The organism is Chryseobacterium defluvii, from assembly GCF_014204415.1.
Classification (GTDB): domain Bacteria; phylum Bacteroidota; class Bacteroidia; order Flavobacteriales; family Weeksellaceae; genus Chryseobacterium; species Chryseobacterium defluvii_A.
Genome location: NZ_JACHLE010000003.1, coordinates 270,937 through 294,563 on the forward strand (window position 1 = coordinate 270,937; position 23,627 = coordinate 294,563).

A 23,627-nucleotide genomic window follows, 5' to 3' on the forward strand; every position below is an offset into this window, starting at 1 on the left:
ATCTTTTTTATAAATTTAGCCCTTAGAATTTAAAAATAGAAATGTCATTAGTAGATTTGTCAAAACAGGTTGCATTAGGTATTGATATCGGTGGAACCAATACCAAGTTCGGATTAGTGAACCACAGGGGAGAGATTTTAGTAAAAGGCTCCATACCCACTGATGAATTTGAAACTCCTGAAGAGTTTATTGACGCTCTTTATGAAAAGATTCAGCCTATGGCTGATGAATACTGTGAAGGAAAAGAGTTTGAAGGAATCGGTGTAGGTGCACCTAACGCTAATTATTATCGCGGGACTATAGAGCAGGCCCCTAACCTTCCCTGGAAAGGAGTAATCAATTTTGCAGATCTGATGACGGAAAAGTTCGGGAAACCCTGCAAAATGACTAATGACGCGAATGCGGCAGCCCTCGGAGAAATGATGTACGGAGCGGCAAGAGGAATGAAGGATTTCATTATGATCACTTTGGGAACCGGAGTTGGAAGCGGCATTATTGCCGGAGGACATTTGATCTATGGGCACGACGGATTTGCGGGTGAACTGGGACATACAATCGTAAAACCGGGCGGAAGAAAACACTGGAGCACCGGATCTGAAGGCAGTCTGGAAGCCTATGCATCCGCAACCGGAATTTCTATTACCGCTAAAAAAATGAGAGCTGAATTCCCGGAATCCGTACTCAACCAATATCCTGAAGAAGAAATAGATTCAAAGACAGTTTTTGAATGCGCTAAACAAGGTGATCCTACTGCCATTGAGGTATTCAGGTACACTGGTCAAAAACTGGGTGAAGCACTGGCTAATTTCGTGATGTTCTCTTCACCGGAAGCTATTCTTTTATTCGGGGGAGTGATCAAAGCAGGAGATTTTATTCTGAAACCGGCAAAACTTCATATGGAAAGAAACCTTCTTCCGATCTTCAGAAATAAGGTAAAGCTTGTTTTCAGTGAGCTTGATGAGGCTGATGCTGCTATTCTTGGGGCAAGTGCTTTGGTTTGGGAAAAATAGCTGAGTATCTTTAGATATAATAGGCATCCTTTTCAGGGTGCTTTTTTATTTTTACCACGGATTTGCACAGATGTTTATATTGAATTTCTGGAGTTTTCAAAAAAATTTGTGTTTATTTTTAATCAACACCTCATTCAAAAAGTAGTGTGTTTTTTATTGTTAAATGGGCGCTCATCCTTTCATAAAATGAAAAAGTTTTTCTTACTTTTGATCAGTTTTTACTTATTTCCTGCAATGGCCAGGAGAAGACGACAATCGCACAAAATAATCAACCGACAATGGATAAAAATAATTTAGAACAGGTAACTTTCGGTGGCGGATGCTTCTGGTGTGTGGAAAGCTGCTTCAATCTGCTGAAAGGTGTTAAATCTGCAGTATCAGGATATTCGGGAGGACATAAAGACCATCCGACCTATGAAGAAGTTTGTACAGGAGAAACAGGACATGCGGAAGTGGTACATCTCACCTATGATCCAAAAATCATCTCCTACGAACAATTAATGGATGTATTTTTCTTCCTTCACGATCCTACCCAGCTGAACAGACAGGGCAACGACATCGGAACGCAGTACCGTTCAGTAATTTATTATAAGGATGATGCCGAACAACAGAAAGCAGAAGAAGCCATCAAAAAATCCGAAGCATCCGGAAAATGGCCGGGAAAATATGTAACGGAAGTTACGAAGTTTGAGAAATTCTGGCCCGCTGAACAATATCATCAGGGATATTATAATGCCAATCCTACCCAGCCTTATTGCAGTGCGGTGGTAGGCCCTAAAATTCAGAAGTTTAAAACGTATTTCGGGGAAGAGGGAATGCTGAAATCAGAATAAAAAAACAAAACTCATCTAAACACTTAGGTGAGTTTTTCATTTCAATCATTTCAAAATATGTGTATCTATAATATATTTTGATAATTTTTTGAGTTCGATATTTTTAACGGGATGATTTCCTGGAGCTGTAAAATATTCAAACTTATTTCCTGATTTCAGATACCACACCTTATTAATTGATTGATAAGTGATTGTGTCGGGAAAAGTAATTTTTCTGAAATTTTCCAGTAATTCTCTATCCAGAGCTATTAAAGATGCCGGGATATCTTCATCATTACAAAAAGCTTTTTCATAATGATCTTCATTCCAGTACATACATTGTTTTTCTTTTTTTTCAGCAATGTTTACAAAATTTATTCCTTCCTTTCCTCTATCTTTTCTTTTTATAGTCTGTAAGGTTTCCTGTATATCAGTCCGAATTGAAGCCTTTTCAGAATCCCCTTGTATCTTTGGGGAATCTATCACTTTTTCAGATGGGGTAATATTTCCAGATCTTTTATATTTTAATCCAAAATAGCCTGCCAAAGCTATCGAAACTGCTAAGGTACTTCCCATAAAGACTTTTCCAATTCCATTATTTCCACCAGAAGGTTCAGACCTCTTTCCCACTCTATATCCAAGTGGCTCAGCCCGTTCATTTTCAATTGGCTGATCCTGGCCTTGTGCTTCCCCTTCATCGGAATTTCCGGAATCCGGCCCCGTTATCTTCTGATCGGGTTTCTCGCTTTCTTCAGTTTCATCATCCTGATCATAATCATCAAGGCCTGCTTCTGTATAATCGTATTTATGATCATAAGGCCTGGGCTGGAAATCAATAAGCCAAGCTAATAGCTCAATATTCTTATCATCTGTTTCAACTGTTCTGCCTTTTAAAAAATTACTTAATGGCTTAAGTTTATCCGTATCAATGTTTCTGATGCTTAAGCCATAATCTGATGTATCCTCTTTTGGCAGGAAAAACAGTCTTAATGTTTTCCCATCCTTTTCCTTATATCTTTCCAAATATACTATGGAACACTCCTGTTTCAGTTTTGAAGGGGTAGGCTCTGCCAGGTTGAGAGAAAGTAATCCTCTCTCTTTTTTCTTCTGATAGGTTTCAAATACTCTATCTGCATACTTAGTAAACATTTCCCAAATAAATCTGATATTAAATTTTAATCCGGAATTTCCGGAATCTCCAAATGAATATTCGGAATTCCTGAAGAATGATCAGAATCTTCGGAATCCTTTTATGCATCGACATTTGACGAGCATAACTTTGCATCAGAAATCAGAAGAAACTCTGACTTGCTATCAGAGCAAATGTACAAAACAGATTTCATAGTGATGTGATAAAGTGAACATTAATGTCTGGATTGGGAAGCCAATTTTACTTTTCACTCTGAATCATCACACTTCCCAAAAATTTAAGAAGCGCTTCTTTTTCAAAATGTGTTACAGCCCGTGAGTATTTGCGGGAGGAAGAAAAACAATGTCAATTTTAAATTTTAGAAATAATGATTCAATTTATATTAATGCTATTTGGTTTAGCATTTTCAGGCGATAACGCAAGTACTATACCTGGTGATAATTCCACAGGTTCAACAACAGAGCAAACTTCAGGCATTGGGAACGGAACCGATCCTGAGGGGGGAACAGGGGACGGAGATACAGGAGGCAATACCGGACAAAAACCTCCTGAACCAGGTATAAACCCATAATTAAATCTCTAATTAAGCAGGGAGCAATGGAAATATTGCTCCCTTTTTTGTAATTTAGAAAGAAAATCTTGAAAAGAATTATTTTCTTCATTTTAGTAATTTTTATAGGCTGCAAAAAAGAAACCCAATCATTTTTTAATATAAATGATTATAAAAACTTAAAAAATGCTGAAAGATTTCGGGATATCGGGAATCAGGATTCCGCTTATGTATATTATATAAAGGCTAAAGAAGATCTGTTAAAAATTCATGATAACACAGAAGCTGCCCGCGCTATTACAAATATTGCCATTATAGAAAGTGACAAAGGAGATTATCATGAAAGCATCGCCAGCTCCATTGAGGCAGAGAAGCTTCTATCTCAGAAAAAGGATAGCAATTCTAAAGGTATTTCTTCTTCTAATTATAACTGCATTGCAATATCTTCCAAGAATTTAAAAAATTTTGATGACGCTATTCATTATTATCAATTAGCCCTATCATATTCAACGACAAAAGTAGATTCTTTAAAATACTACAATAACATTGGAGATTCATATCTTGAGCAAAAGAATGTAAATGCAGCCAAACTTTATTTCAAAAAAGCTTTGAAAACTCCTGACATTACAGATTATGCAAGAGCTTTAAATAATCTTGCTAAAGCCAATTTTTTGGAAAATGAAACGTATGAAGCTTTTCCGGAATTAGATCAGGCATTAAAGATAAGGGTCCGCCAGAAAGACAATCCCGGAATAAACTCAAGTCTCGCTACGATAGCCGATTACTATATGAAAAAGGATAAAAACAAAGCCCTTTTCTATGCCAAAGAAATGTATACAGTAGCCGGTAAGAATAAAAGTCCTGATGACAGGCTTGAAGCTTTACATAAAATCATGATACTTGATCCGGAAAATTCTCCGGAAAATTTTAAAAGATATGTTTCTCTTCGAGATAGCCTGCAAACGTATCGGGATAACAGTATCAAACGGCTTTCGCTTTTAAAGTATGATGTAGAAAAAGAAAAGACAAAAACTCAGCAGGTAAAAGCAGAAAGTGCTGAAAAAATACTGAAACAATATATTATTCTGGGAATTTTAGCGGCGGCTTTAGTCATATTATTAATCATTATTATCTGGTATAAAAAAAGGCAGAAGATTTTGAAGCAGGAAAAAGAATTGGAAGTTAAGAATACCCTGATCGCCATGTCTAAAAAAGTGCATGATGTGGTTGCCAATGGTCTTTATTATGCTATGGCTGAAATTGAAAATCTTCAGAAAATTGATAAAGAAAGAATTTTGAACAAGCTCGAAATACTTTACAATAAATCCAGGCATCTTTCTTATGATCATATTGCCACTGAAAATCATGATCATTTTAGGGAGAAAATAAAAGATTTGTTAGATGCTTTTCAAAACGAAAACAGGAAAGTTTTTATAGGAGGAAATGATCAATCTGTATGGGAAGGGCTTTCCGGCTCAAAAAAAGAAGATGTATTTCAAATAGTGCAGGAATTAATCGTCAATATGGATAAGCACAGCCGTGCAAGCCAGGTCACTTTCAGGTTTGAAAAAATTCAAGACGAAATATGCATCTTCTATTATGACAATGGAATTGGCATTAAAAACGGCATAGATCCTAAAAACGGTCTCCGGAATACGGAAAACCGTACTAACAGCCTGAATGGAAAAATTACTTTTGATACACAAACAGAAACCGGACTGGAAATCACCATTTCATTCCCTGTTTCCTAAAAAGGACAAAATGTTTAAAAAGATTTTAATTGCGGAAGACCAGCAATGTGCTAATTTATCTGTCCAAAAAGTTTTGGAAGAGTTGGATATTCAGAATGTGGATTACGTTTATTACTGTGATGATGCCCTGGCCAAAATACAAAAGAGCCTCCGGGAAAACAATCCTTATGACCTGCTGATTACCGATCTGTCTTTTGAAGAAGATCATTATACACAAAATATTAAAGACGGCAAAGAACTTGTGAAAATAGTAAGACAGAAATATCCCGATATAAAAGTTATTGTTTTTTCAGGAGAAAGAAGCAACGGAGTTGTGGATAATCTGTTCAAGGAATATCAGATTGATGGTTTTGTACATAAGGCCCGCCATGATGCGAAAGAGCTTAAACAGGCTATCAATGCGGTCAACAATAATCAAAAACATCTTCCCCAAGATCTGCAACGGTCTATAAAGAAAATGAACACCTATGAGCTCTCTACTTATGACCTTAAGCTTATCAATCTTCTTGCTGAAGGTGTCCGGCAGAAAGATATCCCTGAACACCTTCAAAATGATAATATCAAGCCGAATAAATTAAGCAGTATTGAAAAAAGATTAAATCTTATCAAAGTTTCTCTCGAAGTCAACAGCAATGAACAGTTAATAGCGCTCTGTAAGGATTTGAGATTTATCTAAACAGATACTCATTCTTATAAAACCTTTTCAAATGTTGAAAAGGTTTTTTGTTTTTACGGTTTCCCGTAAGGAAAATTGTTTTCATATAAATATTTTTGAAATAAATCTTTAAAACATATTATAATGACAACACTAAATGACAAATGGGAATTTTATAAAGATGCAGCCAATAAATGGAGATGGAGAAGAACATCTCCCAATGGAAATATTGTAGGCGCTTCAGCACAAGGATATGTAAATAAATCTGACTGTATTGATAATGCTATAAGAAACGGGTATAACCCATAATATTTAAAATTATGGATCTTAAACTTAAATTAGAGCAATTACAACAAAAGGTCGTTGGCCTGAAAGAGCAGATCAATACCGAAGAGGCTACAAAAAATGCTTTTGTTATGCCATTTATACAAATTTTAGGTTATGATATTTTCAATCCTACTGAAGTAATTCCTGAACACATTTGCGATATAGGAACAAAAAAAGGCGAAAAAGTAGACTATGTGATCAAGAAAAATGATGAGCCTATTTTAATCATCGAATGTAAGCATTGGAAAGAAAGTGCTGATGCACACAATTCTCAGCTTCATCGTTATTACCATGTCTCAAAATCCCGGTTTGGAGTCCTGACAAATGGAATCATATACAACTTCTATACGGATTTGGAAAAACCCAACATTATGGATGAAAAACCTTTTTTTACTTTAAATATTGAAGACTTGAAAGACAATTCCATAAAAATCCTTGAAAGCTTTACTAAAAATGATTATAATCTGGAGAGCATTTTAGATTCCGCTGAAGCCCTGAAATATATAAAAGCTATCCGAAAAGAGTTTGAAAAAGAAATTGAGAACCCTTCTGATGAGCTGGTAAAATTACTGGTAAACAGATTTTTTGAGAAGTCCTTAACTGCGAACAGAATGGTCCCATTTAAGGAATATACGAAGAAAGCATTAGCTACATCAATTAATGAATCTATCAGTCATCGATTGAAATCTGCCCTGAATATAAATGAGCAAATTGAAAAACAGGAGGATATAATAAAGGCTGCTCATATCGATGAAAATAATGATTCAAAGATAATTACAACTGAAGAAGAAATAGAGGCCTTTCAAATTGTAAAGGCAATTTTAAGAGAAAAAATTCCTTCTGTAAGAATTGCACATCGAGATACGTTATCTTACTTTGGTGTACTGCTGGATGATAATAATAGAAAACCTATCTGCAGATTTCATTTCAATACTGTAAATAAATATCTGGAAACATTCCATAACGGAAAAGATGCGGGAGAAAAAATACTTTTAAATAGTCTTGATGAAATATATAATTTCAGAGAAGAACTTCATAAAACTTTAGAAAACTATTAATAAAATGATTGAAATATCTTAAGGGTATTCATTAAACTATTAATCATGAAAAGAGTATTATTTTTTATTACAGTATTTTCAAGCCTATCCATTTTATTTTCCTGCTTCAAAGCCAATGACAGCATAAGCCATGACGGAAAATGTACCGGATCAGCCTACTGTACAGCATGCTCCAACTGTTCAAGCTGCAAACATTGCAGCTCCGGAGGAAGTTGTGGTGTATGTGGCGGTGGGTCTGATAGAACATCTTTTTATAACACTTCCAACAATAGGAAAAAAAGCAGGATTCCTAAAAAGTCCGGTAAAGCAAACATCAGAAATCATACAGACCTTATGCCTGAGACCTCATTCTATAATTCATCTTCAGCTATAATATATTATGCAAAAAAAGAGATCGTCAATATCCGCAAAGGGCCGGGAGTGGAGTTCCCTATAATAGAGAAAATAAAACAAGGCTCAAAACTGATTAAAATTGAAAAAAACGGATCTTGGCTCTATGTAAGGGTCTGGAAAACGGGAACTGAGGGGTTTGTTCAAAATAAAGATATTAAAAACTAAAAACCTTCAATATATTTTATAAAAAGCGAAGAAAAATCTTCGCTTTTTATTTTTTTACCATTTCTGTATGCGGAATATCATCTTCCAGATATTTTTTTCCCGTATCTTCAAAACCAAATTCAGAATAAAATTTCAGCAAATAATCCTGTGCTGAAATTCTGACCTCCGAAGTATGAAAACGGTTCTCAATGGTTTCAACAGCATACTGTATAAGCTGTCTTCCTAAGTTTTTCCCCCTACCCTTTTCAGTTGTTAAAACTCTGCCTATTGAGGTCTCATCGTATTTAATTCCCTTATTAAAAATACGGCAGTAGGCTAAAACCAACCCTTTTTCCTCTGCCCAGAGGTGTAACGCTTTTTGGTCATAGTCATCCAGATCCGGATAAGGGCAATTCTGTTCCTCTACAAAAACATCAATACGAGCCTTCAAAACCTGATATATTTCCGAAACTGTAAATTCATCAAAAGTCTTAATCTTCCAGACAATATTACTCATCGAAACTCACATTATTATGCGTTAAAAAATCATTCGTTTTTTCTATAAAACCGAGGATCTCATCACCCCCCTCTTTTTTTTCGGCAGAAGTAACGTACAATTCAGGAAGATCTTCCCAGGTTTTATGCAGTTCAGCCTTATAATCTTCCACATTCTTTAACACTCCATTGGGTTTCAGCTTATCTGCCTTGGTAAACACAATTGAAAAAGGAATCCCGCTCTCTCCACACCATTGCACAAATTCCAAATCTATTTTTTGAGGGGTATGCCTCACATCTACCAATACAAAAAGATTGACAAGATTTCTCCTGTTTAAAATATAATTCGTGATCAGCTTTTCAAAATCCTTTCTCTGAACCTTTGAAACTTTAGCATATCCGTAACCCGGCAAATCTGTAAGATACCAGTTCTCATTTACTAAAAAATGATTAATCAGCTGTGTTTTTCCAGGTGTTTGTGACGTTTTGGCAAGATCCTTCCTGTTCATCATAGCATTGATCAGGGAAGATTTTCCCACATTGGATCTCCCGATAAAAGCATATTCGGGAATATTGGGTTCGGGGCAATCCTGCCATCTTCCGCTGCTCTTTACAAAATCTGCTGTTTTAATAACCATTTTCGAATATTTTTAGAAAAATAAACCATTAAGAAGATCCTTAATGGTTGTTTGTTGAGAGTTGATGGTTAATAGCCTCATCTCGTGTTTCATCCGAAAACCCACGATCAACTCATAACTTTTAATTTATAACTCTTTTATGCTTTACCTTTTAACCAGTTATAAAGAATTTCATTGAACTCATCCGGTTTTTCCATCATCGCCGCATGTCCGCATTTATCAATCCAAAACAAATCCGAATTTGGAATAAACTTATGCATATCCTCAGCAACTTCCGGAGGCGTCACATTATCCTGTTTTCCCCAGATAATGCACGTAGGACATGTGATCTTAGGAAGATCATTCAACATATTATGTTTGATGGCACTTCTTGCCAGCATTACGGTTTTTATTCCCTTCATCCGGTCATTCACCACATTAAAAACCTCATCTACCAGATCCTCGGTAGCTACTGCAGGATCATAAAAGACCTCTTCCGTCTTCTTCCTTATATAAGACCTGTCGTTTTTTCTTGGAAAACTGTCCCCGAAAGTCCTTTCATACAGTCCTGAGCTTCCTGTCAGGACAAGATTCTTTACCAGATCCGGCCTTGCAAGAGCCAAAATAAGACCTACATGGCCTCCCATTGAATTTCCAACAATAGTCACAGGCCCGGAAACATGACTTTCTATAAATTTGATAATATATTTTGCAAGAGTGGTAAGATTAGTATTGAGTACCGGCAAATCGTAGATAGGCAATTGAGGCACATAGACCTTAAATCCTTTCTCTGAAAAAAAATTCACCATTTTATCAAAATTACTTAATCCACCCATTAATCCGTGCAACAGCACCAATGGATGTCCTTTTCCTGCCTCTATAAAGGTATATTTCTTTTCTTTTTTTGTACTGAATATCATAAAAATGCTTTAATAAAGCCCTGCAAAAATACAAATTAAACCTCAAAAATATTTTGATATCCCTAATTTAAAATAAAAATAATATAATACTGCCCTTTTTATGGTTTTTTTTCAAAACCTCTTTATTATGGCTTAAATAACAGTCTTCTTAAACATCAAAATATCAATCACTTATCATAGAAATATTAAACCTCTTATAAAACTTATTAACATTAAGTCAAAAAGTGGGAAAAAGTGGGAAATTTTGGAAATATTTATATAAATTTGTCCCAAATGAAGAATTTCATTGGAACATATGAGTGTAAAATAGACGACAAAGGTCGCCTGAAAGTGCCTTCATCCCTGATCAGGCAGATGGAGAACTTTGAGGATAAGTCTTTTGTGGTCAAGCGTTCCGTGTTCCAGCCCTGTCTTGAAGTTTACCCTATGAAAGCCTGGGATAAACTGATGGACAAAATTAACAAACTGAACAGATTCATAAAAAAGAATGCTGATTTCATAAGAATGTTTACGGCAGGAGTAAAAACAGTAGAATTGGATAATGCAGGAAGATTACAGATCTCCAAAGACCTCACCCATTTCGCAAATCTTCAGAAAGATATTGTGATCACCAGTGCAGGAGAGCTCTTCGAGATCTGGGACAAAGATGCCTATGAAAAGGTAATTTCCACCAATGAAGCCGATTTCGCAAGCCTGGCCGAAGATGTAATGGGCTCATTCGAAGAAGAATAGCATACGCTTATAAACAGCAAAAACACAAATAAAAGCATGTATCATAATCCCGTTTTGTTGAAGCAGAGTGTTGATGATTTGGTGACAAATCCGGACGGAATATACGTGGACTGCACCTTCGGAGGCGGAGGCCATTCAAGAGAGATACTGGAGAGACTTTCTGACAAAGGAAAATTATTCAGTTTCGATCAGGACTTAGATGCTCTTAAAAATACCATTGATGATCCGAGATTCACTCTCGTCAATCAGAACTTCAGATTCATGGAGAACTCCTTATTAATGTATGGAATTTCCCAGGTTGACGGAGTTCTTGCAGACCTGGGGGTTTCATCCCATCAGTTCGATGAGGCAGAGAGAGGCTTCTCCACTAGAAGCAATGCACCTCTGGATATGAGAATGAATGTAATGCAAAGCCTTGATGCTAAAAAAGTGATCAATGAATATGAAGAAGAAGACCTGGCCGATCTTTTTTACCATTACGGAGAATTAAGAGAAGCACGAAAACTGGCAAGAGAAATTGTTCACCACAGAAAAACAAAAAGCATAGAAACCACGGAGGATCTGAAAAAATTGTTCAGCTACATCCCTCCGCATAAAGTGAATAAATTCTATGCACAGCTTTTTCAGGCCATCAGGATTGAAGTGAATCAGGAGCTGGAAGTCTTAAAGGAAATGCTTGTGCAGGCTTACAATATTTTAAAACCGGAAGGAAGACTGGTTGTGATCTCATATCATTCCTTAGAAGACCGACTGGTAAAAAGATTTTTAAAGAACGGGATGTTTGAAGGCGAGCCTGAAAGAGACATTTACGGAAACTATAAAAAAGCATTCGAACTGCTGAAGAGTAAAGCCATCATTCCTGATGATAAGGAAATTGAAGAAAACTCCAGGGCAAGAAGTGCAAAAATGAGAACAGGAATAAAAGTATAAAAATTCCCACCCACAAAATTCCCCTCCTCCGGAGGGGTGTCAAAAAATATATTTTTTGACGGGGTGGTTAAAAAAGAAACATTTGGCAAAAAAGACAACATATCGTCCCCAGAAGAAGCTCACTTTTATAGACATTATAAAAGGAAACTTCCTGAATCGTGATGAGATAAAAATACATTACAGGTATTTTTTATTATTGTTTGTGCTTATGATGGCCATGATCTACAGCAACCACCTGGTCAATAAAAAGATCAAGATCGTAAATGCCTTAAAAGAAGAAACAGAAGAATATAAATCGAGAAATGCCTACGCACAAAGTAAGCTGATCAAAGTAAAAATGGAATCGGAGCTAGGAAAAGAAGTAGCGCAAGACTCACTGATGACATTAGAAAACCACCCACATAAACTCCTGATAAAACTAGACAGTACAGATGCAAAAACCAAATGAATACGATAACAAACGTAAAAATACGTTAAGGTGGGGCTACCTCTTCGCAGTGGTGGCTTTATGCGTGTTTATCATGTTTTTGGGAAGAATCATCATTCTTCAGAACACCAATGTTCAGGAAATTAAAGACGACTATATCAATAAAAATTACCGTGAAGCCACTTTAAAAGCTGCCCGCGGAAACTTATATGCCTCTGATGGCTCTATTCTGGCCACCACCGTCATGCGTTATGATGTCTATCTGGATTTCAAAACCATGAAAGATACTGTTTACTCTAATAATATCGGAGCTTTAACAGATTCTTTAAGTAAAATGTTCGGGAAACCAAGAGCCGAATTCAGAAAGAAATTCGACGAACAAAAGAAAAAGAAAAATCAGTATTATACCTTAGCCAAAGGCTTGGATTTTGATCAGTATGACAGGATCAGAAAATTCCCGATCTTTAAGAAAGGTAAAAACAAAGGCGGTTTCATCGTTGACAGAAACTACAAAAGAGAACTGGCAACCACCGAAATAGGAGCAGGAACCATAGGTATGGATAACGGAGAATACAAAGCCGGCCTGGAAGGAGCTTTCTCGAAATATCTGACGGGAACCAACGGAAAAAGATTAGAACAGAGAATCAATTCCTCACAATGGAAACCGATCGATTACTGGAAAGTTCAGGAACCCATTGATGGTCAGGACGTTTATACAACTTTAGACCTAAGGATTCAGGATATTGCACACTCTGCCCTTGAAAAACAGCTTATCAATTTTGAAGCAAAACACGGAACTGTGGTCGTAATGGAAGTTGCCACCGGAAAAGTTCGTGCATTGGTCAATCTGAAAAGAACAGAAGAAGGAGAATATGAAGATTCATACAACTATGCCTTAAAAGACAATATAGAACCCGGCTCAACCTTCAAGACCATTTCACTGCTTGCTGCAATGGATGACGGTTTTATTGATGAAAACACAACCGTAAATGTAGGTGGCGGAGTCTGGACGTATGCAAAACAAAGAATTTCAGATGGTCATGGTGGCGGAACGTATGAGATCAGCGATGTGCTGGCAAAATCCAGCAATGTGGGAACCGCAAAACTGATCACAAAATACTATGCAGATAAGCCTCAGATCTTTCTTGATCACTTGAAGCGCTGGAAATTATTTGACAAAATGGATATTGAGCTTCCCGGGATTACCAAACCAAAAATCGTAACTCCCGAAAACAAAAGATGGAATGCCGCCACACTGGCCTCCATCTCTTACGGATACTCTTCCAACATTAATTTATTACAATTAGCCACTTTCTATAATGGGGTCGCAAACGGCGGTAAAATGCTGAAGCCCCTGTTCATTGACAAGATCATGCAAGACGGAAAAATAATGTACGAGGCAAAGCCTGAAGTAATGGTGAATAAAATGGCCTCAGAAAAAGCCATAAAAATGATGACCAGTGCATTAACTAAAGCCGTAGAAAAAGGAACAGCTAAAAGTATTTTTACCCCTAACCTCAAAATGGCAGGGAAAACAGGAACCGCAAGATTCGAATACTGGCTGCCCGGCCCTATGAAATACCGTGCCTCCTTTGCCGGATTTTATCCTGCAGATAATCCGAAGTACACATGCTATGTCATGATCAGCGAACCGAATACGGCAAAAGGGTTTTACGGAGCAACCGTTTCAGCACCCGTGTTTAAAGAAATAGCAGGAAAAACATTCCTGAAAACACCACAAAACATTGAAAGAGAAATGCTGGTTGACAAAAAGGTAAACCTCAATAAAATGGTAGAACCGAATGTGAAAATAGCAGTTAATAATAAGCAGATGCCCAGTGTAATAGGATTAATCGGTAAAAATGTGATCCCACAGCTGGAAAATTTAGGATATAGGGTTGATTATAAAGGTGTAGGAAGGATAAAAGAGCAATTCCCGCTGGAAGGTACAACGATCGGTAAAAACCAGAGAATTTATTTATCCTTGCAGAATTAGAAAGAAATGAGTCCCGAAGGGACAGTATAATATAGAATAGGATGCAAAATCCTATTATTAATTAAAGATGACAATAACAGAATTATTAAACAGGATCCCAGTATTAGAAATTCACGGTGACAACACCCGTGAAGTTTCCGAATTGGTTTTCGACAGCAGAAAGATTACGGAAAACTCTCTTTACATCGCAATGAGAGGGACAGTGGTGGATGGACATTCATTTATTGCATCTTCAATTGAAAAAGGAGCGAAAACCATTGTTTGTGAAGAACTTCCCGAAAGCTTAGATGAAAATATTACTTATGTCAAAGTAAAAGACACATCAAAAACTTTAGGGCTTCTAGCTTCCAACTTCTATGGAAACCCCTCACAACAATTAAAACTGATCGGAGTAACAGGAACCAATGGAAAAACTTCAGTCTCGACCTTGTTATTTGATGTTTTCAAAAACCTGGGGTACGACTCAGCATTGCTTTCCACGGTAGAAATAAGAATCGGGGAAGAAATTATTCCGGCAACCCATACCACTCCGGATGTTATTACCATCAATAAAATTTTGGCAAAAGCCGTTGATGCCGGATGCAAATATGCCTTCATGGAAGTAAGCTCTCATGGTATTGCCCAAAACAGGATCGAAGGATTGCATTTCAAAGTGGCCGGATTTACCAATCTTACCCACGATCATTTGGACTATCACAAAACCTTTGACGAATATTTAAAAACAAAGAAAAGATTTTTTGATGAACTTGAAGACACTTCTGTAGCCATTACCAATATCGATGATAAGAACGGTAACATTATGCTTCAGAATACAAAAGCAAAGAAAACATCTTATGCTTTGAAGACCATGGCCGATTATCACGGAAGGCTTCTGGAAGTTGATTTTAATGGAATGCTGCTGAATTTCAACGGAAAAGAATTCTGGACAACATTAACAGGCAGGTTCAATGTTTACAACTTATTATTAGTCTTCGGGATTGCTTCCGAATTAGGCTTTGAGCAGGATGAAATTCTTCAGGCCATCAGTAAATTAAAGAGAGTTTCCGGAAGATTTGAAACCTTCAAATCCGATGGAGGGATTTTCTTCATTGTAGATTATGCCCACACTCCGGATGCTTTGGAGAACATCTTGGACAGCATCAATGATATCAGGACAAAAAATGAAAGGCTGATCACGGTTTTCGGATGCGGAGGAGACAGGGACCACTCTAAGAGACCTGAAATGGGGAATATTGCCACGAAGAAGTCAACATTGGCGATCATTACCTCAGACAATCCGAGAACAGAAGATCCCTCACAAATTATAAAAGAGATTGAAGCAGGCGTTGAACCTCAGAACTTCAGCAAATACACTTCAATTCCGGATAGAAAGGAAGCCATAAAGATGGCGATAAAGTTTGCAGAACCGAAGGATATTGTTTTAGTAGCCGGAAAAGGCCACGAAAACTATCAGGAGATTAATGGCATAAAACACCATTTTGATGATAAAGAAGTAATTAATGAGCTTTGGAAATTAATGAGTAAATAGTTTTGATTTAAACATTGAATGATTGAAAGATTTAAAAATTCAGAAGATGACAAAAAATTTCGAAAACTTTCCTGTTTATATCAAAAGCTTGGATTTAATTGAAAAGGTTTATAGTTTTCTTGAAGGGAAAAACTTTCAAAAAGAGTTTGAATTTAATAACCAGATAAAAAGAGCTTCCTTTTCAATATCAAATAATATTGCAGAAGGTTCAGAATATAATAATAACCGACAATTTATTAAATATTTAAAAATTGCAAAAGGCAGTTGTGCTGAAGTCAGAAGTATGATGATTGTAAGTAAAAGATTAAAATTAGGTGATGAAAATAAAGCAGAAGAAATAATAAATCTTTCAAGAGAAATTTCTTCCAATATCTCAAACTTCATTAAATATTTAAAAGAGAATATTGAAAGAACATAGAATCTTTAAATTCTTAAATAATTTAAATCTTTAAATCAAAAAAAGAAACATGCTATACTATCTATACGAATACTTAACCAGTCAGGGAATACACATCCCGGGATTAGGAATGTTAAAATACATCTCCTTCCGTGCCGGAATGTCCGTGCTCCTGTCTTTAACCATAGCCCTGGTTTACGGGAAAAGGATCATCAATTACCTGAGAACAAAACAAATGGGTGAATTAGTCCGTGATCTTGGATTAGCCGGCCAAAAGCAGAAAGAAGGTACTCCGACAATGGGAGGACTGATCATTATTCTGGCGACCATTATTCCGGTTTTACTCTTCACAAGGATCATGAATGTTTACATTGTCCTTCTGCTGGTATCTGTTCTTTGGATGGGAGCAATCGGTTTTCTGGATGATTACCTGAAGAAAATAAAGAAAAATAAAGACGGATTAAGCGGAAAATTTAAGATCGTCGGACAAGTGGGACTAGGGTTGATCGTGGGTATTACAATGTACTTTCATCCTGATATCACGGTAAAAAGAAAATATGCGGATGCGAAAGTGGTGAACAGAAATAATGTGGAACAAAACTTCATGCCAACCGAAAAAATCACCGTTTCCACCGTTCCTTTTGCCAAAAATAATGAATTTGATTACAGCGGAATACTCTTTTGGATGAATGATGACGAAGCCCATGAGTGGGCCTGGATCGTTTTCATCCCTATTGTGATTTTTATCGTAACAGCCGTTTCAAACGGAGCTAATATCACCGATGGAATAGATGGACTCGCAGCCGGAACAAGTACAATTATCCTCCTTGCACTGGCATTCTTTGCTTACGTATCAGGAAACATCATCTTTGCAGACTACCTCAATATCATGTTCCTCCCCAACATGGGTGAAACCACCATTTTTGCGGTCGCAATGGTGGGCGCAGTGATCGGGTTCTTCTGGTACAATACTTATCCTGCGCAGGTTTTCATGGGAGACACAGGAAGTCTGATGTTAGGCGGAGTAATTGCGGTTTTAGCGATCATTCTGAGAAAAGAGCTGATGATCCCTGTATTATGTGGGATCTTCCTGATCGAAAATATCTCCGTGATGCTGCAGGTAGCTGTTTTCAAATACAGGAAGAAAAAATACGGGCTGGAATATGCCCAGAACAATAGATTATTTAAAATGTCACCATTGCACCACCATTATCAGAAAGAAGGATTTCATGAAAGTAAGATCGTTAACAGAATGATAATCATAGGAGTAATGTTGGCCATTGTATGCCTGATCACATTGAAAATGAGATAAAATATTTAAAAATTGAAAGATTTCACGATTTAAAAATTTTTTAATGCTTTAATCTTTCAATCATTAAATCAAAAAATATATGAAAATAGTTGTTTTAGGAGGAGGAGAAAGTGGATGCGGAGCTGCTTATCTGGCGAAAAAGAAAGGTCTGGAAGTATTTCTTTCAGACAAAGGAGCCATTAAGGATAGCTATAAGCAGTTTTTGGTAGAAAATGAAATTGAATTTGAAGAAGAAAACCACGACGAAGAAAGAATTCTAAATGCTGACTGGATCGTAAAAAGCCCGGGAATTCCAAAAAAGGCAGAGATCATTTCTAAAATTCATCAGAAAGGGATCAGGCTTTCCTCTGAAATTGAATTTGCTTCGGAATTTACCCAGGCCAAGATCATTGCCATCACAGGAAGCAATGGAAAAACAACGACAACATCCCTCATTTATTATATCCTGAAAAATGACGGATTAAACGTAGGCTTAGGCGGAAACATCGGGTATAGCTTTGCAAAGCAGGTTGCCGATGAAAACCACGAATATTATGTGTTGGAAGTAAGCTCCTTCCAGCTGGATGATATTCAGAATTTCAGGCCGTATATTTCTTTACTGCTGAACTTGTCACAGGATCATTTGGATCAGTACAATTACAACTATGAAGAATATGCGCTGGCAAAATTCAGGATCGCTGAAAACCAGGAAAATGACAACTTTTTCATCTACAATAAAGATGACGAAATGAGTAAAAACATTCTCGAAAAACTGGAAATAAAAGCAAAAATGATCCCCTTTTCAACCAAAGAAACATTGTCTGAAGGAGGTTTTATTGATGGAGATAATATAGTGATCAAGATAAAGGACGGGTTCTCCATGAAGATTGATGAACTGTCATTATTGGGAAACCACAATGTGGCAAACAGTCTCGCCGCTTCCATTGCCGGTAAGATTTTAGAGATCAGCAATGAAAGCATCAGGAACTCATTAATGACCTTTCAGGCAGTAGAACATAGATTGGAATTTGTTTCAGAGATCGATGGCGTAAAATATATCAATGACAGCAAGGCAACCAATGTAAATGCAACCTATTACGCTTTAGAAAGCATGAAAACCCCGACAGTCTGGATCGTAGGAGGGCAGGATAAAGGAAATGATTACTCGGAAATTGAAAATCTGGTTAAAAGAAAAGTAAAAGCAATAGTATGCTTAGGAATTGATAATCATAAAATTATAGACTTCTTTAAAGACAAAAAAGAGTTTATTTATGATACGTCAAGCATGGAAGAAGCGGTAAAGATATCAAAATCCGTTGCCAAGAACGGGGATACTGTATTATTATCTCCATGCTGCGCAAGCTTTGATCTGTTCAAAAACTATGAAGACAGAGGACATCAGTTTAAAGAACAAGTATTAAAATAAATGTAAAAAGTAAAAAGTCTGTTGTACAAAGTACATTTTACATTGTACAAGATACATGAATACAAAAATATGAACGAACAAGACACAGAAAGCAGATTTGAATTTCTAAAGGGTGATAAAGTACTTTGGATGGTCATTCTTGTGACCTCTATCTTCTCTATTTTCCCTGTATACTCTGCAAGTTCTAATCTGGAATATATTGTGAACAACGGGACCACAACCGGTCACGTCATCAAGCATATGTTCTTTGTACTTCTGGGTCTGGGGATCATGAGACTGGTCGGAACCGTAAAATATGAATACATTGGAAAACTCAGCAGCATTCTGCTTGGCTTGATGATCATTCTTTTGGTGGTAACCATGTTCACCGGACAAACCATTGACGGAGCCAGTGCCTCCAGATGGTTAAAGATCCCGGGAACACCTATTTCCTTCCAGCCGTCATCATTCGCATTCCTCATGCTGGTCATTTATCTGTGTAGGTATCTGACCAAGAAAATAACCCGGGAAAGGCTTCCGATCGAGAACATCATGTACATCTTCGGTCCCATTCTTCTTGTTTTTGTATTGGTGGCAAAAGATAACGGTTCTACTGCATTAATGATCCTGATGGTTTCCGTAGTGGTTTTAGTGATAGGACAACTTCACTGGAAATACATTGCAGGATTTATTTCCGCATCATTTGTGGCAATAGTCCTGTTCCTGCTGGTTGCCTTAAATACCGATTTAATTGGTGGAAACCGTGTCCATACATGGATGAGCCGTATAGAAACCTTTACCTCAAGCAAAGCAAAAACAGCAGATACCGATGATGAAAGTGTAAAAGCCAAAAATTACCAAGTAATGCAGGCAAAAGCAGCCATCGTACATGGTGGAATTACGGGAATGGGACCAGGAAAAAGCGCTTTAAAGCAAATGCTTCCCCAATCCGCATCCGACTTCATTTTTGCCATCATTGTTGAAGAATACGGATTAATAGGAGCCGCTTTCCTTATCAGTATGTATCTGATCATGATGATACGGATCGTGATGATAGCCAGTAAAATGCCCGCATTTTTCGGGTCGTTGCTCGTCCTCAGTCTCGGGGTGATGATCTTTATACAGCTTGCGGTAAATATTGCCGTAGCCGTCAACCTGATACCGGTAACAGGACAGCCCCTGCCATTGATAAGTTATGGGGGGACATCCATGCTGGTGACCTACATTCAATTAGGAATCATCCTGAATGTGAGTTCAAGGATCCAGATATATGATGAAGAAGGAATGGGCAAAAAACAAAGTGTTGCAGAAATAAATGATATCGCATAAATAAAGTTATAAAAGAACATAGGCATTGAGCCCCGAAGGGATGCCTTAACACAGAACAGGATGCAATCCTGTCAGATTGATATAAAACAAAAAAATGAGCAAAAAATTAAAAGTATTATTATCCGGCGGAGGAACAGGAGGTCACATCTTCCCAGCCATCGCCATTGCAGATGAGATCAGAAAAAGATTTCCTGATACTGAATTTTTGTTCATTGGTGCTAACGGAAAAATGGAGATGGAAAAAGTTCCGCAGGCAGGCTATAAAATTGAAGGCATAGATATCGCCGGAATAGACAGAGGGAACCTTTTATCCAATCTCAGCCTTCCTTTTAAGATCTTTAAAAGCTTATCAAGATCTAAAAAGATCATTAAAGAGTTTGCTCCTGATTTTGCCGTAGGAACAGGTGGTTTTGCAAGTGGCCCGGCTTTATATGAAGCCAGCAGATTAAGGATCCCGATCTTTATTCAGGAACAGAATGCCCACGCAGGAGTAACCAATAAAATCTTAAGTAAAAAAGCGCAGGCCGTTTTTACAGCCTATCCGAAAGTAGAAGGTTTTCCTAATGAAAAAATAAAATTTCTAGGCAATCCTATCCGTTCAACTATTATTTCAGGGATGGAAGAAACCTCTGGAGCAAAAGAAAAAATGGGCCTTAATAAAGACAGGCTTACCATTTTATCAGTAGGCGGATCATTAGGTTCAAGAACATTAAATAATGCATGGAAGGCTAACCTAACCAAAATTATTGATAAAGATTACCAGCTGATTTGGCAAACCGGAAAGCTGGATTATAAAGATATCCTTGAAGAAACAAAAGACATAGACAGCAGAAATATTCAGGTTCTTGAATTCATCAAAGAAATGGAGCTGGCCTATTCTGCAGCCGATGTCATTGTTTCAAGAGCAGGAGCTATTGCCATTTCAGAGCTGGCGGTAGCGCAAAAACCGGTTTTGCTGGTTCCCTTCCCTTTTGCGGCAGAAGACCATCAGACCAAAAACGCCATGACGCTTGTTGAAAAAAATGCCGCAAAAATGGTGAAAGACTCTGAAGTGCAGGACAAATTCTGGGATACTCTGGAAGAGATCTGTGAAAATGAAAATGTAAGAAAAGACATGTCTAAGAATCTGCTATACTTTGCCAAGCCAAATGCAGCCAAGGAAATTGTAGATGAAATAATGAATGTTATAATAGGATAATTTGATGATGAGTTAATTTTTAATCTTTAAATCATTTTAATCTTTTAATTTTTAATAAATGAACAATTTAGAAACATATCAGAATTTTTACTTCGTTGGAATCGGAGGCATCGGTATGAGTGCTTTGGCACGCTATTTCAATGCATCTGGTAAAAAAGTTCTGGGCTATGATAAGACCAACACCAAACTCACTCAGGAACTGATGAATGAGGGAATTGATATTGTTTTTGAAGATCTCATCGATGAAAGGATAATCTCTCTTCAGAAAGAGAATACACTGGTGATCTATACTCCTGCTATCAAAGTACTAGGAATTTTAGATCATTTCCACCAAAATAATTTCGAAGTATTAAAAAGAGCAAAAGTACTTGGATTAATTACTGAAAATACAGATTGCATAGCCGTTGCAGGAACACACGGTAAAACAACAACTTCTACCTTAGTTTCTCACCTATGCAAAGAAGCCGATTTACCTTTCTCATGTTTTTTGGGAGGTATTTCTGAGAATTTCAGGTCCAACTTCTTGTATAACGGTTCAACCTACTCCGTAGTGGAAGCGGATGAATACGATAGAAGCTTCCTGAATCTTGCTCCTGACTGGGCAGTGGTAACCTCCACCGATGCGGACCACCTGGATATTTATGGAGATAAAGATCAGATTGAAGAAGGGTTTAAGCAATTTGCGGCTTTAGTTCCGGACAGCAGACAATTATTCATCAGAAAAGGTATTGAGATCGGAAGAGATCACAGAACCTATGCAGTGAATGAAAAAGCAGACTATTATTCTGACAACCTTCGGATGGATTATGATAAGATCTATTTTGACTTCCATACTCCCACTGAAACAGTAAAAGATTTTGTCTGGGAAATTCCCGGCATTCATAATGTGGAAAATGCCACAGTTGCCTTGGCTATTCTTCACAATTTAGGGGTAGACTTTGAAACATTGAAAAAAGCAATTGCCAATTTCAAAGGGATCAAAAGAAGATATACCAAGCATATCTATAAAAGTGGTAAAATATACATTGATGATTACGCACATCACCCTACAGAAATCAATGCAGTGATGGGCTCCATAAAAACATTTTACCCGGATAAGAAACTTTTGGTGGTATTTCAGCCGCATTTGTTCAGCAGGACAAGGGACTTTGCAGATGGCTTCGCAGAAAGTCTGAGCAAAAGCGATGAATTGATCTTACTGGATATTTATCCAGCAAGAGAACTTCAGGAAAACTTTGAAGGAATTACCTCAGACTGGCTGCTGGAAAAAGTCACTTTAGACAAGAAAGAGGGAGTTATCTTGTCAGATGCCTTTGAAAAAATAAAAGAAAAAGAATTTGACATTCTGCTCACAGTAGGTGCAGGGAATATAGATACATTATATGACCCTATTGTAGAATGGTTAAAATCTGTACAAAGTACAACGTAAAAAGTATGATGTACAAAACCAGCGAATTTAGAAAATAAATAAAAATACATAAGTACACTGTACTTTTTGCATTGTACAAAAAAATATGAAAAATAAATACAGAATATTAAAAATTGCTATCACGGTGATCATTCTCGGATTCCTGTTGAGTTTCTCATTGAAGAGATTCAGTGGGCAGAAGATCACGGATAATAAGATTTCTGTAAAAATGAATGAAAAAACTCCGGTATATTTCATTGATGAAAAAGACATCCGGGAAATTGTAAAAAAACAAAATCTGTCCGGAAAGATCGGAGAACTCAATATTCCGGCACTGGAAAAGAAGATCAACGCCCTTCCGGCTGTTGACAGTGCCAATGTGTATTTAAACCTGAACGGAAAGCTCAACCTTGATATCAAACAGAGAGTTCCGGTTTTCAGATTAAATAAAAACGGAAAAGATTTCTATGTAGATGAAAAAGGAGCAGAATTCCCGATTTCAAAAACCTATTCCCATACATGCATGCTGGTAACCGGAGATGTGAAGCCTTCAGAATATAAAAAGCTGGCCGAATTGGTAAAAAAGATTGACAAAGATGATTTCAGCAAAAAATATTTCATCGGTATCTCAAAAGATAAAGATGATTACAATCTTCTCACCAGCAAAGGGAACTATAAAGTAGAGATCGGAGATCTGGATCAGATTGAATTTAAAGTAAAAGGTTTTAAAGAATTTGTGGAGAAGTTTCTGGTCTTTCAGGATCCTCAGAAATACAGCATGGTTTCCGTGAAATACCAGAACCAGATTGTCACAACTTTAAATCCTTATTTTAAAGAAAATGACAGTGTTCTAAAAGCCGGGCATAAAGAACTGGCAGCCAGCGTTCCGGTTTCGGCAACCGCTAAAAAAACAGAAACAAAGCCAAAGCCGGCGGAGGAAAAAAAAGAAATTAAAAAACAAAGCTCTTCTGCCTCAAAACCGAAAGAAAGCACCAAAGCCAAACCAAAAACAACAGCCAAACCAAAGGAAAAGAAAAAAGCAGTAGAGAAAAAACCGGCAGCAGCAAAACCCAAAACAAAAGCAAAAGTTAAAATAGAATAAAA

24 protein-coding genes are annotated in these 23,627 nt (G+C 37.1%); 20 read left to right on the forward strand and 4 right to left on the reverse strand.

Translation table 11 applies throughout. The features are described 5' to 3' along the window. The first annotated feature begins 41 nt into the window (after nt 1–41). Nucleotides 42–1,010 carry an ROK family protein gene (locus tag HNP38_RS12815; protein ID WP_184190123.1) on the forward strand — a complete coding sequence of 323 codons (969 nt, stop codon included), beginning with the start codon at nt 42–44 and terminating at the stop codon, nt 1,008–1,010. Nucleotides 1,011–1,288: 278 nt separating this feature from the next. Beyond that, the gene (gene msrA / locus HNP38_RS12820; RefSeq protein WP_184190125.1) at nt 1,289–1,843 is read left to right on the forward strand and encodes a peptide-methionine (S)-S-oxide reductase MsrA; all 555 of its coding nucleotides are present in this window, start codon (nt 1,289–1,291) and stop codon (nt 1,841–1,843) included. Nucleotides 1,844–1,888: 45 nt separating this feature from the next. On the opposite strand, the gene HNP38_RS12825 is transcribed toward msrA, so the two are convergent. Then, complete coding sequence (locus HNP38_RS12825) at nt 1,889–2,971, reverse strand: hypothetical protein (RefSeq protein ID WP_184190127.1); 1,083 nt, start codon at nt 2,969–2,971, stop codon at nt 1,889–1,891. A gap of 368 nt (nt 2,972–3,339) precedes the next feature. Here HNP38_RS12825 and HNP38_RS12830 point away from each other — a divergent pair, with 368 nt between their 5' ends. The 6 genes from HNP38_RS12830 to HNP38_RS12855 all read left to right on the forward strand — a co-directional run bounded on the left by HNP38_RS12830 (nt 3,340) and on the right by HNP38_RS12855 (nt 7,871). Further along, a complete protein-coding gene (locus HNP38_RS12830; RefSeq protein WP_184190129.1) occupies nt 3,340–3,543 on the forward strand; it encodes a hypothetical protein in 204 nt (67 codons plus the stop codon). 68 nt (nt 3,544–3,611) lie between these two features. Continuing rightward, on the forward strand, nt 3,612–5,273 hold the full coding sequence (locus tag HNP38_RS12835) for a tetratricopeptide repeat-containing sensor histidine kinase (RefSeq protein WP_184190131.1): 1,662 nt from the start codon (nt 3,612–3,614) through the stop codon (nt 5,271–5,273). Nucleotides 5,274–5,283: 10 nt separating this feature from the next. Continuing rightward, entirely contained in the window at nt 5,284–5,949 is a 666-nt protein-coding gene (locus HNP38_RS12840; RefSeq protein WP_184190133.1) for a response regulator, read from the forward strand. A gap of 123 nt (nt 5,950–6,072) precedes the next feature. Then, a complete protein-coding gene (locus HNP38_RS12845) occupies nt 6,073–6,237 on the forward strand; it encodes a YegP family protein (RefSeq protein ID WP_184190135.1) in 165 nt (54 codons plus the stop codon). Nucleotides 6,238–6,248: 11 nt separating this feature from the next. Then, a complete protein-coding gene (locus tag HNP38_RS12850) occupies nt 6,249–7,313 on the forward strand; it encodes a type I restriction endonuclease (RefSeq protein WP_184190137.1) in 1,065 nt (354 codons plus the stop codon). Nucleotides 7,314–7,358: 45 nt separating this feature from the next. Continuing rightward, nucleotides 7,359–7,871 carry an SH3 domain-containing protein gene (locus HNP38_RS12855; protein ID WP_184190139.1) on the forward strand — a complete coding sequence of 171 codons (513 nt, stop codon included), beginning with the start codon at nt 7,359–7,361 and terminating at the stop codon, nt 7,869–7,871. Between the two features lie 46 nt (nt 7,872–7,917). On the opposite strand, the gene HNP38_RS12860 is transcribed toward HNP38_RS12855, so the two are convergent. The 3 genes from HNP38_RS12860 to HNP38_RS12870 all read right to left on the reverse strand — a co-directional run bounded on the left by HNP38_RS12860 (nt 7,918) and on the right by HNP38_RS12870 (nt 9,882). Next, nucleotides 7,918–8,367, reverse strand: a complete 450-nt coding sequence (locus HNP38_RS12860; RefSeq protein WP_184190141.1) for a GNAT family N-acetyltransferase — start codon at nt 8,365–8,367, stop codon at nt 7,918–7,920. Then, nucleotides 8,360–8,983 (reverse strand): ribosome biogenesis GTP-binding protein YihA/YsxC, encoded by a 624-nt coding sequence (gene yihA, locus HNP38_RS12865; protein WP_184190143.1) that lies wholly within the window; start codon nt 8,981–8,983, stop codon nt 8,360–8,362. Before yihA ends, HNP38_RS12860 begins: the two co-directional genes overlap by 8 nt. Before the next feature lie 137 nt (nt 8,984–9,120). Beyond that, nucleotides 9,121–9,882, reverse strand: coding sequence for an alpha/beta fold hydrolase (locus tag HNP38_RS12870; protein WP_184190145.1), 762 nt, complete (start codon nt 9,880–9,882; stop codon nt 9,121–9,123). A 273-nt stretch (nt 9,883–10,155) separates the two neighbouring features. Between HNP38_RS12870 and mraZ the strand changes: the two genes are divergently transcribed. The 12 genes from mraZ (at nt 10,156) to HNP38_RS12930 (ending at nt 23,625) form a co-directional block, all read left to right on the forward strand. Then, nucleotides 10,156–10,614 carry a division/cell wall cluster transcriptional repressor MraZ gene (gene mraZ, locus HNP38_RS12875; protein ID WP_184190147.1) on the forward strand — a complete coding sequence of 153 codons (459 nt, stop codon included), beginning with the start codon at nt 10,156–10,158 and terminating at the stop codon, nt 10,612–10,614. A 36-nt stretch (nt 10,615–10,650) separates the two neighbouring features. Further along, the gene (gene rsmH / locus HNP38_RS12880; RefSeq protein ID WP_184190149.1) at nt 10,651–11,544 is read left to right on the forward strand and encodes a 16S rRNA (cytosine(1402)-N(4))-methyltransferase RsmH; all 894 of its coding nucleotides are present in this window, start codon (nt 10,651–10,653) and stop codon (nt 11,542–11,544) included. An 82-nt stretch (nt 11,545–11,626) separates the two neighbouring features. Next, entirely contained in the window at nt 11,627–11,992 is a 366-nt protein-coding gene (locus HNP38_RS12885; RefSeq protein WP_184190151.1) for an FtsL-like putative cell division protein, read from the forward strand. Beyond that, nucleotides 11,976–13,967, forward strand: coding sequence for a penicillin-binding transpeptidase domain-containing protein (locus HNP38_RS12890; RefSeq protein ID WP_184190153.1), 1,992 nt, complete (start codon nt 11,976–11,978; stop codon nt 13,965–13,967). The genes HNP38_RS12885 and HNP38_RS12890 overlap by 17 nt, the downstream gene beginning before the upstream one ends. Nucleotides 13,968–14,034: 67 nt before the next feature. Further along, nucleotides 14,035–15,495 (forward strand): UDP-N-acetylmuramoyl-L-alanyl-D-glutamate--2,6-diaminopimelate ligase, encoded by a 1,461-nt coding sequence (locus HNP38_RS12895; RefSeq protein ID WP_184190155.1) that lies wholly within the window; start codon nt 14,035–14,037, stop codon nt 15,493–15,495. A 46-nt stretch (nt 15,496–15,541) separates the two neighbouring features. Then, entirely contained in the window at nt 15,542–15,913 is a 372-nt protein-coding gene (locus HNP38_RS12900; protein ID WP_184190157.1) for a four helix bundle protein, read from the forward strand. A 49-nt stretch (nt 15,914–15,962) separates the two neighbouring features. Next, nucleotides 15,963–17,204, forward strand: a complete 1,242-nt coding sequence (gene mraY, locus HNP38_RS12905; RefSeq protein ID WP_184190159.1) for a phospho-N-acetylmuramoyl-pentapeptide-transferase — start codon at nt 15,963–15,965, stop codon at nt 17,202–17,204. Nucleotides 17,205–17,283: 79 nt separating this feature from the next. Continuing rightward, entirely contained in the window at nt 17,284–18,609 is a 1,326-nt protein-coding gene (gene murD / locus HNP38_RS12910) for a UDP-N-acetylmuramoyl-L-alanine--D-glutamate ligase (protein WP_184190161.1), read from the forward strand. Between the two features lie 69 nt (nt 18,610–18,678). Next, nucleotides 18,679–19,917, forward strand: a complete 1,239-nt coding sequence (locus HNP38_RS12915) for an FtsW/RodA/SpoVE family cell cycle protein (RefSeq protein WP_184190163.1) — start codon at nt 18,679–18,681, stop codon at nt 19,915–19,917. Between the two features lie 94 nt (nt 19,918–20,011). Beyond that, on the forward strand, nt 20,012–21,115 hold the full coding sequence (gene murG, locus HNP38_RS12920) for an undecaprenyldiphospho-muramoylpentapeptide beta-N-acetylglucosaminyltransferase (RefSeq protein ID WP_184190165.1): 1,104 nt from the start codon (nt 20,012–20,014) through the stop codon (nt 21,113–21,115). Between the two features lie 58 nt (nt 21,116–21,173). After that, nucleotides 21,174–22,544 (forward strand): UDP-N-acetylmuramate--L-alanine ligase, encoded by a 1,371-nt coding sequence (gene murC, locus HNP38_RS12925; RefSeq protein WP_184190167.1) that lies wholly within the window; start codon nt 21,174–21,176, stop codon nt 22,542–22,544. 85 nt (nt 22,545–22,629) lie between these two features. After that, nucleotides 22,630–23,625 carry a cell division protein FtsQ/DivIB gene (locus HNP38_RS12930; protein ID WP_184190169.1) on the forward strand — a complete coding sequence of 332 codons (996 nt, stop codon included), beginning with the start codon at nt 22,630–22,632 and terminating at the stop codon, nt 23,623–23,625. Nucleotides 23,626–23,627 lie beyond the last annotated feature (2 nt).